General features: G+C 71.6%; 15 protein-coding genes. 13 read left to right on the top strand and 2 right to left on the bottom strand.

Features of this window, described 5'->3' with window-relative positions:
• Positions 1 to 75: 75 nt before the first annotated feature.
• The 3 genes from BLS99_RS02355 to BLS99_RS02345 all read left to right on the top strand — a co-directional run bounded on the left by BLS99_RS02355 (position 76) and on the right by BLS99_RS02345 (position 4,215).
• Positions 76 to 702, top strand: coding sequence for a DUF4333 domain-containing protein (locus BLS99_RS02355; protein ID WP_091042869.1), 627 nt, complete (start codon positions 76 to 78; stop codon positions 700 to 702).
• Positions 703 to 818: 116 nt separating this feature from the next.
• Positions 819 to 2,510, top strand: coding sequence for an ABC transporter ATP-binding protein (locus BLS99_RS02350; RefSeq protein ID WP_091042866.1), 1,692 nt, complete (start codon positions 819 to 821; stop codon positions 2,508 to 2,510).
• A complete protein-coding gene (locus BLS99_RS02345) occupies positions 2,503 to 4,215 on the top strand; it encodes an ABC transporter ATP-binding protein (protein WP_091042863.1) in 1,713 nt (570 codons plus the stop codon). The genes BLS99_RS02350 and BLS99_RS02345 overlap by 8 nt, the downstream gene beginning before the upstream one ends.
• Positions 4,216 to 4,292: 77 nt before the next feature.
• Here BLS99_RS02345 and BLS99_RS02340 read toward each other — a convergent pair whose 3' ends face one another.
• Together BLS99_RS02340 and BLS99_RS02335 are read right to left on the bottom strand one after the other, a co-directional pair.
• A complete protein-coding gene (locus BLS99_RS02340; RefSeq protein ID WP_091042860.1) occupies positions 4,293 to 4,526 on the bottom strand; it encodes a DUF397 domain-containing protein in 234 nt (77 codons plus the stop codon).
• 13 nt (positions 4,527 to 4,539) lie between these two features.
• Positions 4,540 to 5,337: a helix-turn-helix domain-containing protein gene (locus BLS99_RS02335; RefSeq protein WP_091042855.1), complete on the bottom strand. Its 798-nt coding sequence runs from the start codon at positions 5,335 to 5,337 to the stop codon at positions 4,540 to 4,542.
• Positions 5,338 to 5,503: 166 nt separating this feature from the next.
• On the opposite strand from BLS99_RS02335, the gene BLS99_RS02330 reads away from it, so the two are divergent.
• The 10 genes from BLS99_RS02330 to BLS99_RS02285 all read left to right on the top strand — a co-directional run bounded on the left by BLS99_RS02330 (position 5,504) and on the right by BLS99_RS02285 (position 16,006).
• Positions 5,504 to 5,776, top strand: a complete 273-nt coding sequence (locus tag BLS99_RS02330; protein ID WP_143034658.1) for a hypothetical protein — start codon at positions 5,504 to 5,506, stop codon at positions 5,774 to 5,776.
• Positions 5,769 to 6,122, top strand: a complete 354-nt coding sequence (locus tag BLS99_RS02325; RefSeq protein WP_091042848.1) for a hypothetical protein — start codon at positions 5,769 to 5,771, stop codon at positions 6,120 to 6,122. The genes BLS99_RS02330 and BLS99_RS02325 overlap by 8 nt, the downstream gene beginning before the upstream one ends.
• A 312-nt stretch (positions 6,123 to 6,434) precedes the next feature.
• Positions 6,435 to 6,737 (top strand): GNAT family N-acetyltransferase, encoded by a 303-nt coding sequence (locus BLS99_RS02320; RefSeq protein WP_091042844.1) that lies wholly within the window; start codon positions 6,435 to 6,437, stop codon positions 6,735 to 6,737.
• A 156-nt stretch (positions 6,738 to 6,893) separates the two neighbouring features.
• Positions 6,894 to 7,892, top strand: coding sequence for an LLM class flavin-dependent oxidoreductase (locus BLS99_RS02315; protein ID WP_091042841.1), 999 nt, complete (start codon positions 6,894 to 6,896; stop codon positions 7,890 to 7,892).
• 117 nt (positions 7,893 to 8,009) lie between these two features.
• Entirely contained in the window at positions 8,010 to 8,765 is a 756-nt protein-coding gene (locus tag BLS99_RS02310; protein WP_091042838.1) for an SDR family oxidoreductase, read from the top strand.
• 153 nt (positions 8,766 to 8,918) lie between these two features.
• On the top strand, positions 8,919 to 9,989 hold the full coding sequence (locus BLS99_RS02305; protein WP_091042833.1) for a LacI family DNA-binding transcriptional regulator: 1,071 nt from the start codon (positions 8,919 to 8,921) through the stop codon (positions 9,987 to 9,989).
• 92 nt (positions 9,990 to 10,081) lie between these two features.
• Complete coding sequence (locus BLS99_RS02300; RefSeq protein WP_091042828.1) at positions 10,082 to 11,389, top strand: ABC transporter substrate-binding protein; 1,308 nt, start codon at positions 10,082 to 10,084, stop codon at positions 11,387 to 11,389.
• A 61-nt stretch (positions 11,390 to 11,450) separates the two neighbouring features.
• A complete protein-coding gene (locus BLS99_RS02295) occupies positions 11,451 to 12,362 on the top strand; it encodes a carbohydrate ABC transporter permease (RefSeq protein WP_091042825.1) in 912 nt (303 codons plus the stop codon).
• Positions 12,359 to 13,192: a carbohydrate ABC transporter permease gene (locus BLS99_RS02290; RefSeq protein WP_091042822.1), complete on the top strand. Its 834-nt coding sequence runs from the start codon at positions 12,359 to 12,361 to the stop codon at positions 13,190 to 13,192. Before BLS99_RS02295 ends, BLS99_RS02290 begins: the two co-directional genes overlap by 4 nt.
• 18 nt (positions 13,193 to 13,210) lie before the next feature.
• Positions 13,211 to 16,006 (top strand): alpha-L-rhamnosidase, encoded by a 2,796-nt coding sequence (locus tag BLS99_RS02285; protein ID WP_091042819.1) that lies wholly within the window; start codon positions 13,211 to 13,213, stop codon positions 16,004 to 16,006.
• Positions 16,007 to 16,058 lie beyond the last annotated feature (52 nt).

Genomic DNA, 16,058 nt, shown 5'->3' with positions numbered 1-16,058 from the left:
CCGCGGTCCCCGCCCGATCGGACGCCGCGCCGCCGATGCGGCCGCGGTGCTCAGCTCCCAGTGAAAGGCCCGACTGTGCCCATCCGGACGCTCGCACTCCTGCCCGCCGCCATCGGACTCCTCGGCCTCGCCGCGTGCAGTCTCGGCACGCCCACCGTGACCGCCGCGGACGTCGCCGACGCGGCCGAGGACGCCCTCGAGTCCGAGATCGGCTCGCGCCCCGAGATCGACTGCGGCGAGGACGACTCGATCGCCGTCGAGGAGGGCGCGACGGTCGACTGCCTGCTGAACGACCCCGCGACGGGCTCGGAGTTCGACGCGACCGTGACGTTCACCGGCGTCGACGGCGGGGAGTGGAACGCCGACGTCGAGGTGGCCTCCGAGCCGAACGGCGGCGAGCCCACCGAACCGGCCGAGACCGAGAGCTCCGCCCCGCCCGCCGACGGCACGAGCCTCCAGATCGAGGCGTCCCGCCTCGCCGAGGCCACCGCCGACGCCCTCGAAGCCCAGATGGGCTCCCGCCCCGAGATCGACTGCGGCGCAGCCGACCTCAACATCACCATCTACGTCGACCGCCAGACCTACTGCTCCCTGATCGACCCCGCCACCGGCGACGAGTACGAGGTCACCATCAGCGTCACCAAGATCGAAGGCGACCAGTTCGAATTCGACATCGAAGTCGCCGAGACCCCGGGAGCCTGACGGGCGGACCCACGTCCCCCGCCAGTGGAGCGGCGGGGGACGTGGGCGGCTTCACGTTGTGTTGGTAGTTAGGGTTGCCTAAGATCTCGGTTGACTCCCGAATCAGACAGGAACTCATGAGGCTGCCCGTCCTGCTCCAGGCCCCTGCCGACCCGATACCGGTGCGGCCCATTCGTATCGACTCGCGCACCACGCCGCGGCGGTTGACGTTGCAGGTCATGACCGCCGCCCCGCGGCAGGTTGTGCCCGCCACGCTGCTGCTCATCATGCACCAGGTCGGCGAATCGCTCGTGCCCGTCATCATGGGGTTCGCCATCGACCAGGCCGTCGCCACGGGGGACCCCGTGCGCCTGGCCCTGTGCGTGGCTCTGCTGGGTGCCGATTTCGCGCTGCTCAGTTACAGCTACCGCTTCGGGTCCCGGTTCGGACTGCTGGGGATCGAGGCCGTGCAGCATCGGCTCAGGACGTTGGTCGCGGACCGGCTCCTGGACTCGAAGGGCGTCAAGGGACGGGCCGGTTTGCCTGGCGTTTCGTTGTCGATCGCCTCTTCGGATGTCACGAACCTCGCGAAGGCCGTCTCGATCGTTCCGTGGCCTGCCGGAGAGCTTGCTGCCGTGCTCCTGTGCGGGACGATTCTCATGGTCCTGTCCTGGCAGCTCGGGCTCATCGTGCTCCTGGGCGTGCCGCTGCTGCTCTTCATCATGGACCGCGCGGGCGGGCCGCTGCGGCGCCGCAGCCATGACCAGTCGACGCTCGCGGGGGAGGCGTCCGGGAAGGCCGCCGACCTGCTGGCCGGGTACCGGGTCATCTCGGGCCTCGGCGCGCAGAGCGCCGCCGCCGACCGGTACCGCAAGGCCAGCCGCGACGCCCTTGACGGGAGCCTGCACGCCGCAGGCGCCCAAGGCGTCTACACCGGCTCCATGAACCTCGCCTCGGGCCTGTTCGTCGCCGGGCTCGCCCTCGTCGCCGGGCTCCGCGCCCTCAACGGCGACCTCACCATCGGCCAGCTCATCACGATCGTGGGCCTCACCCAGTTCATCATGGGCCCCCTCGGGACCCTCGCCACGAACGCCGGGGCCATCTGGGCCGGCGCCCTCGCCTCGGCCGAGCGCGTGCTCTCGATCCTGCAACTGCCCCATCACGAGGCCAGGCACGGGGACGCCGTGCCGGAGGCGGGCGACGGGCAGCTCAGCCTCGCGAATGTCCGCACCGCCGGCTTGGACGGCGTCGACCTCGACGTCGCGCCAGGGGAGTGCGTCGGCGTTCGGACCACTCCTGCGGCCAGCGCCGAACTCGCCGCGCTGCTGTCCGGGAGCGCCGAGCCCGACAGCGGCACCGTCACCTGGCAGGGCCGCCCGTTCAGCGATTTCGACCTCGACGCCCTGCGGAGATCGGTCCTCGTCGTGCCGCACCACGCCGCCCTGTTCGACGGGAGCATCCTCGACAACGTCGGCCTCCTCACCGCCGACCGCGCCGCGATCGACGCCGCACTGGACGCCGCCGACTGCGCCGAGATCGTCGAGGCCGCCCCCGACGGCCTCGACACCCAGGTCGGCGAGGACGGCCTGCGCCTGTCGGGCGGCCAGCGCCAGCGCATCGCGCTCGCCCGCGCCCTCGCCCAGGAACCGCCGCTCCTGGTCCTCCAGGACCCGACCACCGCCGTCGACTCGGTCACCGAGTCCCGCATTGCCGAGCGCCTGCGCGCCGCGCGCGGGAAGCGCTCGACCCTCCTCGTCACCGACGCGCCCGCCCTCCTCGCCGTCTGCGACCGCGTCATCGACCTGAACCAGGTGAAGCCCAATGAGTGACGACACCCGCGAGACCCTGCCGCTCGCCACCGCCGCCCAGGTCCGCTCCGAAGTCCGGCTCGCCCTCAAGGGCGGCACCTGGAAGGTCGTCGGCGTCGTCGCCCTCCTCACCCTCGGTGCCGCGGCCGGCCTCGCCACCCCCTGGGCCCTCGGCGCCCTGGTCGACGCCGTCGCCGAAAGCCAAGGCGCCGAACGCATCTGGCTCCTCGCCGGAGCTATCGCGGCCGGAGCCCTGTTCGCCGCCCTCTTCAGCGGCATGGGCCAGGTCGGCGCCACCCGCCTCGTGGAGCGCGTCCTCGCCTCCACCCGCGAGCGCATGGTCGCCCGCGGCCTCGCCCTCCCGCGCGCCGCCCTCGAACGCGCCGGCGCCGGCGACCTGGTCAGCCGCGCCGGAGACGACGTCGCCGTCATCGCCGAGTCCGCCCCGTTCGTCGTCCCGGCCGTCACCGGCGCGGCCTTCACCATCGCCACCACCGTGGTCGGCATCGCCGTCCTCGACTGGCGCTTCGCCGTCTGCGCCCTCGTGCTCGTGATCCCCGTCTACGTGTGGACCCTGCGCTGGCACCGCCGCAACGCCCCGCAGATCTACGAGGCCGAGCGCGCCGCCATGGCCACCCGCGCCCACTACCTGCTCGCCTCCCTGCGCGGCATCGAGACCGTCCACGCGTTCGGCCTCTCCCGCCCGCACGGCGAGCGGATCCTCCTCGCCTCCTGGGCCGTCAGCATCTGGGCCGTGCGCGCCCGCACGATCATCAACGGGTTCTTCGCCCGTATCAACCTCGCCGAGTTCCTCGGCATGAGCTCGATCCTCGTGGTCGGCTTCTGGCTCGTGCGCGAGGGCCACGGGACCGTGGGCGCCGCGACCACCGCGATGCTGTTCTTCCTGCGGCTCTTCGGACCCATCAACGAGATGATGTTCGTCGTCGACGAGCTCCAGTCCTCACTCGCCTCCATGCGCCGCATCGTCGGCGTCATCCACGCGAACGAGTACACCGCCGCCGAGCGCCCCGAACCCCGCGAAGCCGCCGCCGACGCCGAAGCGATCCGCTTCGAGTACCTGCCCGGCCACCCGGTCCTGGACGACGTGTCGCTGCGCATCGGCGCCGACGAGACCGTCGCCCTCGTCGGCTCCTCCGGCGCCGGGAAGTCGACGCTCGCCGCGATCGTCGCCGGGGTCCTCGACCCCGGCTCGGGCACGGTCGCCGGCTCGGCCGCGCTCGTCACCCAGGAGGTCCACGTCTTCGACGGGACCCTCCGCGAGAACCTCGACCTGGTCAAGCCCGGTGCGAGCGACGAGGAACTGCACGCGGCCCTGCGCCGCGTCGGCGCCGACTCGCTGCTGGGCCTGCCCGACGGGCTCGACACCGGCATCGGCGACCGCGGAACCGAACTCACCCCGGCTCAGGCGCAGTCGCTCGCGCTGGCCCGCGTGGTGCTCCTCGACCCGCCGCTCGCGGTTCTGGACGAGGCCACTTCGGAAGCGGGGAGCGCCGACTCGGCCGCCCTCGACCACGCCGCGACCGCGGCGCTCGACGGCCGCGCCGGTCTGCTCGTGGCCCACCGCCTCGACCAGGCCGCGAAGGCCGACCGGATCGTGGTGATGGAGAAGGGCCGCATCGTGGAAGAGGGCGTCCACGATGATCTGGCGAACGCCGATGGGCCCTACGCCCGTGCCTGGAGCCTCTGGACGCGCGGCCGGTCCTGAGCCGCAACCGATCCGGTCGCACCCTGGAACGCCGAACGGCCCCCGGTGACGCGGGGGCCGTTCATCATGCAGTCTGCCTAGCGCTTCGCCTCAGCGAGGAACGCGGTCCAGTCGGCCGCCGAAGCCTCCAGGATCGGGGAGGACTCCCCGAGCTTGGTGTCCCGGACCTGCGCGACGCCTTGGTGGGAGCGCGCCTCGACGCAGGCCCCACCCTGGCTGTTACTGCGCGAGGACTTCTTCCACCGGGCTTCGAGGCACTGGCCGCCTTGTTGATTGCTGCGGGAGGATTTCTTCCAATTCTCAGTCAGCATCGATGATCTCCACTCATGTCAGCCGCTCGGCCATCGCGAGCGTGTCTGAGAATACGTCACGCACCCGATCCGTTTCTTTCTTGGTCGCCTCGTAGTGCGCGCCGAACGGCCCTTCGTGGTAGCCCACATCCCGCTCATCATCGTCGAACCCGAGGATGGTGTAGGACCCGATCATCGATGGGTGGAAGTGGCGGGTTGAAAGGATGTAGATCTCCACCTGAGTTCGCCGGTTGTCCTCTCGAAGCCTCTGGAGCTGCTCCTCGTAGAACTCGGTGCCTTGCATGAGATCGAGAGAACTCTGGGCTTGGATCACCCGCATTTTCGCCGGATTCTGGCGATCAAGGACTCCTTCGCGGCGGCTCTCGCGAAGATCGAGTGAGGCATCGATCTGCTTGAGCGTCATCTGCCCTCCAGCTTCCATGAGGGCGTGACCGTATGCGCGGGTCTGCAACAAGCCAGTGATGTAGCTGTCCTCGAAGATGTCGATCGAAGTAGCGAGCGGTTCGAGCTGCTTCAACCGTTCGAACCACTTCGGGCCGTTGTCGCGCCAGGTGTTGGGCGAGCCCAACCGAATCTGCTTGGCCTTCGACTCGGCCTCGCTGACAACGTATTCCGGTGCTCCGTACTTGCGGAGGAGCCAGCCGACCGTCATCGGCTCCATGTACTGGAGTCGACCGGTCTCGTATGAGCCGAGAATGTCCTTGGTAGTCCCGAATTCGTAGGCGGCCGCCTCCCTACTGGAGTAGCCGGCCCGGATGCGCCAGCGGGTGAGCAGATCGCCGAGGTCGCGGTGCAAGAGTCCTGCGGTCATGCGGATATTTTTCCAGTCTGCAATTCGTGAATGTCAAGCTCAGATCCAGGTGGGATTTCCACCAAGAATTCCACTTGGCCTGCCCACCAGGATTTTTGCTACTGGATTGCGCCGCTGACCTGCGCTTATGTTGAGCTTCACTGATGGGACTGAGAGGAGCTCTCCCATGGCTGACACAGAAGTGCGGCGCGGATCGTTCGACATGGACGGTTCCCGGTTCGACGTGTGCGCATCGAGCGCGTTCGCCCCCGAGGCGATGCGCGTCTATCCGGCGGGCGACCGGAGCGTCATCGCCCTCGTCGTCTCCGGCCTCAATTCCGGTGACCTGAAAGCGAGTTGGGGCTCCGGGTGGGGCGCCTACCCGGAGGCGTGGCGGGAGGACTTCGAGGAGCGGGCGTACCGCGCCTACGTCTCCCGGGTGCGGGTGTGCAATGGCTAGCGCCGTCCTCCCCGATGAGGGCCCGTACAACCTCCGGTCGGACGGCAAGCCCGGGATCGACGGCTACATAGGGGACTTCTGCCGGGGACCGGCCGCGTTCACGCTCTACACGCTCGGCGCCCATCCGGCCGACCCGGCGAAGGTCACCGAATACCTGCTCGATGTGGACGACGGCGCCGGCCCGCGCGAGTGCTGCCGCTTCTTCGACGACGCCGAGGCGATCCCCGAATGGGCCCGCACCTGGCAGGGCGACCCGTGGTGCCCCGGAATCCTGGAGCGCTGCCGGCACCTCATCGCCGAGCACGCGGAAGGCGGCGAAGGCACGCCGCGCCGTTCGAACTTCTGAACCGGTCGGAGCGGTTCCCCCAGGACCGCGCTCCGACTCCAGCGCTGCCCGCCGGTGCGCCTTCCACGATCCGGCGGTCAGCGCGAGGGCCGGGCCATGGGTGGATGGCCCGGCCCCGGTCCCGCCCGCGCCTCCGGTCGGGCGGGGACCGGGGGCCGCGGCCTGCGGTGACGAGCAGGCCGCGGCCCTTCCTTCATGCCGCGGCCGAGCGGTGGCGGCCGGGCGGGTGGAGGGAACCGGCTCCTTCTGGGTAACCCTCTCGGGAAACCGCACTAGGGTGATCGCAGGACGCCCGCGACAGAAGGAGCACTCATGACCGTGGAAGTCACCGATGCACCCGAGCAGCACCGCTGGGAAGCGCGCATCGACGGCGAGCTGGTCGGATTCGCGCAGTACAAGCGGCACGACGACGTGATCACCTTCTTCCACACCGAGGTCGAGCGCGAAGGCGCCGGCGTCGGCGGAGCGCTCGTGCGCACCTCCCTCGACGCCGCCCGCGCCGCGGGCGAGCAGGTCCACCCCGTGTGCCCGTTCTACGCCGGCTGGATCGAGCGCCACGCCGACTACCAGGACCTGGTCCACGACGAGGCCCCGCGCCTCGGCGAAGAGGACTGACCGACCCGGACCCGCGGCCGGAGCGATCCGGCCGCGTTCGCCGCGCCGTGGTGACGAGGGTCATGGGGCGGTCGGGTCGAGGTGCGGGATTGCGGAGGCGGCTCCGGGCGTTGCCCGAAGGGCGCTCCGCAAACCCGCACCGAAAGGCGGCACTCCATGCCAGTAGCCCTGTCGATCCTCGACCTCGCCCCGATCGCGCCGGGCCGCACGGCCCGCGACAGCTTCGCCGCGAGCGTGGATCTCGCCCGCACCGCCGAGCGGAGCGGGTACTCCCGGGTCTGGTACGCCGAGCACCACAACATGCCGACCATCGCCTCCAGTGCGACGAGCCTGGTCATCGGCCACGTCGCCGAGCACACCGAGACCATCCGCCTCGGCGCCGGCGGGATCATGCTCCCCAACCACTCCCCGCTCGTCATCGCCGAGCAGTTCGGGACCCTGGAGACCCTGTTCCCCGGCCGCATCGACCTCGGCCTGGGCCGCGCGCCCGGCACCGACCGCCAGACCATGCGCGCCATCCGCCGCGACGCCACCTCCTCCGACACGTTCCCGCAGGACGTGCTCGAACTCCAGGGCTACCTGCGCGGCGAGTCCCGCATCGAGGGCGTCCAGGCCGTGCCGACCGCCCCCACCGAGGTCCCGCTCTACCTCCTCGGCTCCTCCCTCTTCGGCGCCCAGCTCGCCGCCCGCCTCGGCCTGCCGTACGCCTTCGCCTCGCACTTCGCGCCCGACGCGCTCCACGACGCCGTCGCCGTCTACCGCGAGCAGTTCCAGCCCTCCGAGCAGCTGTCGGCCCCCTACCTCATCGCGGGCGTGAACGTCTTCGCCGCCGAGGACCACGACGAGGCCGACGCCCAGCGCCGCATCTCCTACCGCAACCGCGCCCGCGCGTTCATCAAGCGCGGCCCCGCGGCCACCGGCGAGTACACCGACGCCGAGATCGACGAGTTCCTGGCCTCGCCCGCCGGCGAGCAGCTGTCGGCCATGACCCGGTACACCGCCGTGGGGAACCCCGACGAGGTCCGCGCGTTCCTGGAGTCGTTCGCGGCCTCCACGGGCGCCGACGAGCTCATCACCGCCCACCACGCCGAGCAGGTCGAGGACCGGCTCCGGTCGGTCGAGCTCACCGCGAAGGCCCTCGGGGTCGCCCCGTAGCGTTCGCGCTCAGCGAGAGGGCCTGAGCGTCACACCCGCCTCACGGGAGCCGCCCGTGCGGCGGCGCGTCTCCTATGCTTCCCCCGGATCGAGCCCCCTTCACGAGAGGCCAAGGACTTGGGACCTGGGAACGCACTCGCCGACGCCACCGTGCTCGTCACGGGCGCCTCGCGCGGGATCGGCGCCGCCACCGCGCGGCTGCTCGCCGCCGAGGGCGCGCACGTCCTCGTCAACTACCGCGACAAGGCGAAGCGCGCCGACGCCGTCGTGGCCGCGATCGCGGCCAAGGGCGGCACCGCCGCCACCGTCCAGGCCGACATCACCTCGGATGCCGACCTCGACCGGATGTTCGGCGCCATCGCATCGCTCCGGGTCCTGGTCCTCAACGCCTCCGGCGGGCTCGAACGCGACGTCGACCCCGGGTACGCCCTCCGCCTCAACCGCGACGCCCAGGTGGCGCTCGCGTCGAAGGCCCTGCCGCTCATGGCGAACGGCGGCCGGATCGTGTACGTCACCAGCCACCAGGCCCACTTCTCCGCCACTGTGGACACCGCGGCCGACGAGCTGGAGGCGTACGCGCCCGTGGCCCGCTCCAAGCGCGCCGGAGAGGACGCCCTGCGCGCCATGCTCCCCGAGTTCACCGCCCGCGGGGTCGACTTCGTGACCGTCTCGGGCGACATGATCGAGGGCACCATCACCGCCACTCTGCTCGAACGCGCCCAGCCCGGCACCATCGCGCAGCGCCGCGAGGCCACCGGCGGCCTGCTCACCGTGGACCAGTTCGCCGCGCACGTCGCCGATGCCGCGACCGCCGACCTCCCCACCGGCGAGGTCGTCCTGGCCGGCGGCCCCGGCGCCTGGGCGCAGGTCTAGGCCCGAAGCCAAGGGGCGCAACCGCTCACGAGGCCCGCCGACGCACCCCGTCGGCGGGCCTTTCCGCGTCCGGAAAAAACCGCGGGCCGCCCTCTTGTAGATCGGTCTACAACATGTGTAGATTGATCTACACCAATCCCCAGGGAGGCTCCAGTGGCATCGCGACCACCGACCGGCTCGGTCACCATCGAGGACGTCGCGCGTGAAGCGGGCGTCTCGCGGGCGGCGGTCTCGAAGGTCATCCGGAACGCCTACGGGGTCAGCCCCGCGATGAAGGCCCGCGTCACCGAGGCGATCGAGAAGCTGGGCTACCGCCCGAGCGTCTCGGCGCGCGGCATGCGCGGGGCCACCTTCACCGTCGGGTTCGAGATACCGGAACTCTCGAACCCGTTCTTCCCCAAGCTCCTCGAAGGCGCGACCGCCGCGCTCTCGGACTCGCCCTACCAGCTCATCATCGCGCCCGCCGACCCCGCGCACGCCGAGGGCTACCGCGCCATCCAGGCGCTGGTCGACCGCAAGGTGGACGGGGTCATCGCGGTCTCGCCGATGGTCGACCCCGCCTGGCTCGACGCGCTGGCCGCGACGGTGCCGGTGGTGATGATCGGGCGCCACGACCGGCTCTCGGCGTACGACACCGTCGTCAGCGACGACGCGGCCGGCGCGCACCTGGTCATGCGGCACCTGCTCGACCTGGGGCACCGCGACATCGTGCACCTGACCCCCGAGTCCGGCCTGGCCGGCGTCGGATCGGGTGTGCCGCAGGCGATCCGGCTCGCCGCCTACCGGGAGGCGATGCAGGAGGCCGGCCTCGGCGACCGCATCCGCACGGTGCGCGCGCCGAACGGGGAACCGGAGGCCCGCCGGGTGGCGCTCCAGCTCCTCGCCGAACCCGACCGTCCCACCGCGGTCTTCGCCTCGCACGACGAGCCGGCCCTGGGGGTCCTACACGCCGTGGCCGACGCCGGGCTCACCCCGGCCGAGGTCTCGGTCGCCGGATACGACGACATCCAGATCGCCGCGCATCCCGGCATCTCACTGACCACAGTGGACCAGCACGGAGAGGCGATGGGCCGCTTGGCCGCCGAGCTGCTGCTCGAACGCATCGCCGGGCGCTCGGAGACCCGGCACGAGGTGGTGCGGCCCGACCTCGTGGTCCGCACCAGCACCCGCCCGCCCCGCCCCCGCGGCGGCGCCGCGCGCCTGCGCGCGGTCGGCAGGACCTGACCGTCCGTCCACGACTACCGCGAACCGCTCTCCCTCACGAATGAATCGTTCCAACCGGGACGATCGGGCGTTACCAATGGAGGTCACGACCAATGCTCACGACACCCCTCCGCCGCGCCGCGGCGGGAGCCGCCGCCCTCGCCGCCGGCCTCGCCACCCTCACCGGGTGCTCGACCGGCGGCGGCGACGAAGGCACCCTGAACATCCTCATCGACAACTCCGAGGCCACCGGCCAGCTCATGCAGGCCCTCGCCGACGCGTACACCGAGGCCCACCCCGACGTCGAGATCGAACTGGAGCTGCGCCCCGGCGGCAGCGAGGGCGACAACATCGTCAAGACCCGCCTCCAGACCGGCGACATGCCCGACCTCTTCTTCTACAACTCCGGCTCGCTCCTCCAGGCCCTCGCGCCGGACCAGACCCTCGTCGACCTCGCCGGCGAGTCCTACATGGATGCCGTCACCGACACGTTCAAGGACGGCGTGCGCGCGGGCGACGCGCTCTACGGCGTCCCCGTCGGGCACGCCGTCGGCGGCGGCGTCCTCTACGACCTCGCCGCCTACGAGGAACTGGGACTGGAGGTCCCGACCACCTGGGACGCCTTCATGGCCAACAACCGGGCGATCCTCGACGCCGGGAACGCGGCGCCGGTGATCCAGACCTACGGCACCGAGTCCGCGTGGACCTCGCAGCTGTTCATCCTCGCCGACAACTACAACGTGCTCGCGGCCGAACCGGACTGGGCCGAGGCGTACACCGCCAACGAGGCCCACTTCGCCGACACGCCTGCCGCGGCCGCCGGGTTCGAGCACCTGCAGGAGGTCGCCGAGGCCGGATACCTCAACGAGGACTTCGCGTCCCTCACCTATGCCGAAGGGCTCGCCGCGCTCGCCGCCGGCGAGGGCGTCCACTACCCGATGCTCACCACCGCGCTCACCGAGATCGAGGCCACCGACCCCGAAGCGCTCGACGGGGTCGGCTTCTTCGCCCTCCCCGGCACCGACCCGGCGAACGCGGGCCTGACCACCTGGCTCCCCGGCGGGCTCTACCTCCCGCAGTCCAATGAGGACCCCGGTCCGGCCCAGGACTTCCTGGCGTTCGTCGCCAGCACCGAGGGCTGCGACGCGCAGACCGCCGGCGCCAGCGTCATCGGCCCGTACTTCATCGACGGCTGCACCGTCCCCGAGGACGTGCCCCCGGCCGTGGCCCAGCTCCAGACCTACTTCGACGCCGGCCTCACCGCCCCGGCCCTGGAGTTCCTGTCCCCGGTCAAGGGCCCGGCCCTGGAGCAGATCACCGTCGAGGTGGGCTCGGGCATCCGCTCGGCGGCCGACGCCGCGGCCCTCTACGACGAGGACGTCAAGAAGCAGGCGCAGCAGCTCGGCCTCGAAGGCTGGTAGCGCGCAACGACTCCGCCGCGCCCGCGGACCCGCGGGCGCGGCGACTCCCAGGAGACGCCTCATGACGACCACCGCCCTCCCCGCACCGCCCCGCGAGCGGCGGCGCGGCCACCGCAGCCACCGCAGCCACTACCCGCTCTGGTTCTACCTGCCCGCCGGCGCCGTGTACGGCGTCCTGTTCATCGTCCCCACCGTCGCCTCGTTCTACTTCGCGTTCACCCGCTGGAACATGTCCGGCACCGAGTTCATCGGCCTCGAGAACTTCGCGCTGTTCTTCAGCGAGCCCTACCTGTTCCAGGGCCTGGTCAACACGTTCGTCTACGGCCTGCTCACCTCCGGGCTCAAAGTGGTCCTCGGGATGCTGCTCGCGGTGTTCCTCACCTCGCAGATCATCGCCCGCGGCTACCTGCGCTCGGTGGTGTTCTTCCCGACCCTGGTCTCCACCGTGGGCGTCGGCATCACCTTCACCGTCCTCCTCGACCCCGGCGACGGCCTCGTCAACCAGGCCCTCGCCGCCGTCGGGATCGCCGGGCCCGGCTGGCTCACCGACCCCGACCTCGCGCTCATCTCGGTGGCGTTCGTCGACGTGTGGAAGGGCGTGGGCCTGGCGACCCTCATCTACATCGCCGGGGTCGTCGCCATCCCGCAGGAGTACTTCGAGGCCGCGGAGGTCGACGGCGCCAGCGGGTTCCAGCGCCTGCGCCACATCACGCTCCCGCTCCTGCGGCCCGCCACCGCCACCGTCATCGTGCTGTCGCTCATCGGGGGCCTGCGGTCCTTCGACCTCATCTGGGCCATGACCCAGGGCGGCCCCGGGTTCACCTCCGACGTGGTCGCCTCGGTGATCTTCAAGCAGTACCAGGCCGGGTTCTGGGGCCTGTCCAGCGCCGGGAACGTGGTCCTGTTCCTGCTCGTGGCCGCGCTCATGGTCCCGCTCTACTGGAAGCTCAACCGCAAGGAGGTGGAGCGGTGACCCGCCGCCGCACCGCCGGAGTCGTCTCCGGCACCGTCGCGATCGTCCTCTCCGCGGTGGTCTTCCTCGTCCCGTTCGCGTTCATCGTCCTCACCGCGTCGAAGAACCGCGCCGAGTCGGCGCTGCGGGAGTTCTCGCTGCCCACCGAGTGGGCGGTGTGGGAGAACCTGGTCGCCGTCGTGCAGGCCCGCGACTACATGCTCATGGCCGCGTTCGTGAACTCCACGATCCTCACCGTCGCCAGCGTGACGATCATGGTGGTCCTCGCGGCGATGGTCGGGTACGTCATGCAGCGGCGGCCGAGCCGGCTCACGCCGTGGCTGAACGCGCTCGTCCTCGCCGGGCTCATCATCCCGCCCGCGGTGGTGCCCACGATCTGGGTCCTCCAGGGGCTCGGGCTGTTCCGGACCCTGCACGGGCTCGTCCTCATCGAGGTCGCCTACGGGCTGTCCTTCTGCGTCCTGCTGTTCCGCGCGTTCGTGGCCACGATCCCGCGCGAACTCGACGAGGCCGCGGTCATCGACGGCGCCGGGCCGGTCCGGCTGTTCTTCCGGGTCGTGTTCCCGCTGCTGCGGTCGGTCGTGTGGACCGCCGTGATCGTGCAGTCGGTGGCCGTCTTCAACGACTTCCAGAACCCGCTGTACTTCCTGCCCGGCGACTCCAACGCCACCGTCCAGCTCACCCTCTACAACTTCCGCAGCCAGTACACGACCCAGTGGAACCTGCTGTTCATGGACATCCTGCTCATCACCATCCCGCCGCTGATCATGTACGCCTTCTTCAACCGCCAGATCGTCGCCGGGCTCACCACCGGCGCGATCAAGGGCTGAACCCGAACCGGAGACTTGATGCACGTCCACGACCTCCACGCCGAGTACCGCACCCGCTCCCCGTTCACCCCCGCGGCCCGCCCGCGGCTGTCCTGGAAGACCGCCGCGGACAGCCCCGGCTGGCTCCAGGCCGCCGCCGAGATCGAATGGCGCCGCGGCGGAGCCGCGGCCGTCGCCCGGGTGGAGGGCCGCGACTCGGTCCTCGTCCCGTGGCCCTTCGAATCGCTGCTGCCCCGCGAGGAGGGCAGCGTCCGGGTCCGCGTCCACGGCGCGGACGGCTCCACTTCGGACTGGAGCGAGGCGTGCGACCTCCGGGCCGGGTTCCTCGGCGAGGGCGAATGGCACGCCAAGTTCGTCACCGTCCCCGAACCCGCCGACATCGGCCAGCCCCTGCTGCTGCGCCGCGAGTTCACCGTCCGGCCCGGCCTGGAGGCCGCGACCCTGTACGCGACCGCCCGCGGCGCCTACCAGGTCGAGATCGGCGGCACCGCCGTCGACGCCGACCGCCTCAAACCCGGCTGGACCGCCTACCGCGACCGCCTCCTCCACGAGACCACCGACGTCACCGACCTGCTCCGCGAGGGCCCCAACGCGATCGGCGCGTCCCTCGCGGGCGGCTGGTACACCGAGCGCTTCGGCTTCCACGGCCAGGCCCGGCCCTTCTACGGCAAGTACCCGTCCTTCGCCGCCCAGCTCCTCCTCGAATACGCCGACGGCACAGCCGAACTCGTCGCCACCGGCGACGACGGCTGGCGCGCCACCGCGGACGGGCCCCTCACCGCCAGCGGCATCTACGCCGGAGAGTCGTACGACGCCCGCCGCGCCCTCCCCGGCTGGTCCTCGCCCGGCTTCGACGACGCCGCCTGGCTCGACGCCCGCCCCGACACCGCCAAGGCCCTCGTCCCCGTCCCGCGCACCGCACCGCCCGTCCGCGCCACCGAGGAACTGCCCGTGCGGGAGGTCGTCACCACGCCCTCCGGGCGCACCGTGGTCGACTTCGGACAGAACCTCGTCGGGCACCTGCGGATCAGAGTCCAAGGCCGCGAGGGCGACACCGTCGTCCTGCGCCACGCCGAGGTCCTGGAGCACGGCGAACTCGGCACCCGGCCCCTGCGCCACGCCAAGGCCACCGACACGTACACGCTCGCGGGCGACGGGACCGAGACCTGGGAGCCGCAGTTCACCTTCCACGGCTTCCGGTACGCCGAGATCCAGGGCTGGCCCGGCGAGTTCGACCCCGCCGACGTCACCGCCGTCGTCGTCCACTCCGACCTCGAGCGCACCGGCCACTTCTCGTCCTCCAACGACCTCCTCGACCGGTTGCACGAGAACGTGGTCTGGGGCATGCGCGGCAACTTCGTCTCCCTCCCCACCGACTGCCCCCAGCGCGACGAGCGCCTCGGCTGGACCGGCGACATCCAGGTGTTCGCGCCCGCCGCGAGCTTCCTGTTCGACTCGGACGGGTTCCTCGCCTCCTGGCTCGAAGACCTCGCCATCGAGCAGACCCCGGACGGCTCCGTGCCGTTCATCGTCCCCGACGTCCTCGACTCGGCCGGGACCCCGGCCGCGGCCTGGGGCGACGCCGCCGCCGTCGTCCCCACCGTCCTCTTCGAACGGTACGGCGACCGGGACGTCCTGGAGCGCCAGTACCCGAGCATGCGCGCCTGGACCGACCACATCGCCGGCGTCGCCGGGGACCGGCGCCTGTGGGAGGGCCGCTTCCAGTTCGGCGACTGGCTCGACCCCGACGCCCCGCCCGCCGACCCCGCCAAGGCCAAGACCGACCCCGACATCGTCGCCACCGCCTACCTGTTCCGCTCCGCGACCCTGACCGCCGATGCCGCAACCGAACTGGGCCGCGACGACGACGCGCGGCACTACCGCGCGCTCGCCGATGAGGTCCGCGAGGCGTGGGTCCGCGAGTACACGACCGCCGCGGGCCGGACGGTCTCGGACTCGCCGACCGCGTACGCGCTGGCGCTGGAGTTCGCGATCGTCACCGACCCCGAGGACCGGCGGCGCATGGGCGACCGCCTCGCCTGGCTGGTGCGCCGCGCCGGGTACCGGATCGGCACCGGGTTCGTCGGCACCCCGCTCATCCAGGACGCGCTCGTGCGCTCCGGCCACGCCGAGACCGCGCGGCGGCTCCTGCTCCAGACCGAGAACCCGTCCTGGCTCTACCCGGTCACCATGGGCGCCACCACGGTCTGGGAGCGCTGGGACTCCATGCTGGAGGACGGCACGATCAACCCGGGGGAGATGACCTCGTTCAACCACTACGCGTTCGGGGCCATCGCCGACTGGCTCCACCGGACCGTCGCGGGCCTCGCCCCGCTCGAACCCGGGTACCGGCGCCTCGCCGTCGCCCCCGTCCCGCTCGCCGGGCTCGACCACGCCGCCGCCGAACTGGAGACCCCCTACGGGCGGGCCGAGGTCCAGTGGGAGGCCGCCGACGGGGGCGTCCAGGTCCGCGCCAAGGTGCCGCCGAACACGACCGCGCTGGTGACCCTGCCGGGCCGCGAGCCGTTCGAAGCCGGCAGCGGCGACCACGAGTGGTCCATTGCGGACCCGCGCACCGAGCCGCGCGGGAGCGGCCTGACGATCGAGTCGCGGCTCTCGGACCTCATCGAGGACGCCGCCGCGCACGAGGCCGTGCTCGCCGCGGTCGCGGGCGTCGACCCCGAGCGGGCCCGGCAGCTCCGCCGCGACACCGAGTGGACCGAGCACCGCACGCTCCTGGGCGAGCTGACCCCGGCCGCCCCCGCCGTCCTCGCCAGGGTCGAGGCGGCTCTCGCCGACCTGCATCGGGATTGACCTGCATCGGGATCAAGGGAACCGCGGGGGCCGGCGCGACGCCGGCCCCCGC

This window comes from Glycomyces sambucus, assembly GCF_900102815.1.
GTDB classification, from domain to species: Bacteria; Actinomycetota; Actinomycetes; order Mycobacteriales; family Micromonosporaceae; genus Glycomyces; species Glycomyces sambucus.
The sequence above is the reverse complement of the archived record's forward strand: the minus strand, read 5'-3'. Positions and strand labels throughout refer to the sequence as shown.

Excerpts from the sequence above, each read along its gene's own strand:
- BLS99_RS02320 (WP_091042844.1), top strand. The coding sequence starts at position 6,435 with ATGACCGTGGAAGTCACCGATGCACCCGAGCAGCACCGCTGGGAAGCG.
- BLS99_RS02345 (WP_091042863.1), top strand. The coding sequence starts at position 2,503 with ATGAGTGACGACACCCGCGAGACCCTGCCGCTCGCCACCGCCGCCCAG.
- BLS99_RS02350 (WP_091042866.1), top strand. The coding sequence starts at position 819 with ATGAGGCTGCCCGTCCTGCTCCAGGCCCCTGCCGACCCGATACCGGTG.
- BLS99_RS02340 (WP_091042860.1), bottom strand. The coding sequence starts at position 4,526 with ATGCTGACTGAGAATTGGAAGAAATCCTCCCGCAGCAATCAACAAGGC.
- BLS99_RS02325 (WP_091042848.1), top strand. The coding sequence starts at position 5,769 with ATGGCTAGCGCCGTCCTCCCCGATGAGGGCCCGTACAACCTCCGGTCG.
- BLS99_RS02300 (WP_091042828.1), top strand. The coding sequence starts at position 10,082 with ATGCTCACGACACCCCTCCGCCGCGCCGCGGCGGGAGCCGCCGCCCTC.
- BLS99_RS02315 (WP_091042841.1), top strand. The coding sequence starts at position 6,894 with ATGCCAGTAGCCCTGTCGATCCTCGACCTCGCCCCGATCGCGCCGGGC.
- BLS99_RS02285 (WP_091042819.1), top strand. The coding sequence starts at position 13,211 with ATGCACGTCCACGACCTCCACGCCGAGTACCGCACCCGCTCCCCGTTC.
- BLS99_RS02330 (WP_143034658.1), top strand. The coding sequence starts at position 5,504 with ATGGCTGACACAGAAGTGCGGCGCGGATCGTTCGACATGGACGGTTCC.
- BLS99_RS02295 (WP_091042825.1), top strand. The coding sequence starts at position 11,451 with ATGACGACCACCGCCCTCCCCGCACCGCCCCGCGAGCGGCGGCGCGGC.
- BLS99_RS02335 (WP_091042855.1), bottom strand. The coding sequence starts at position 5,337 with ATGACCGCAGGACTCTTGCACCGCGACCTCGGCGATCTGCTCACCCGC.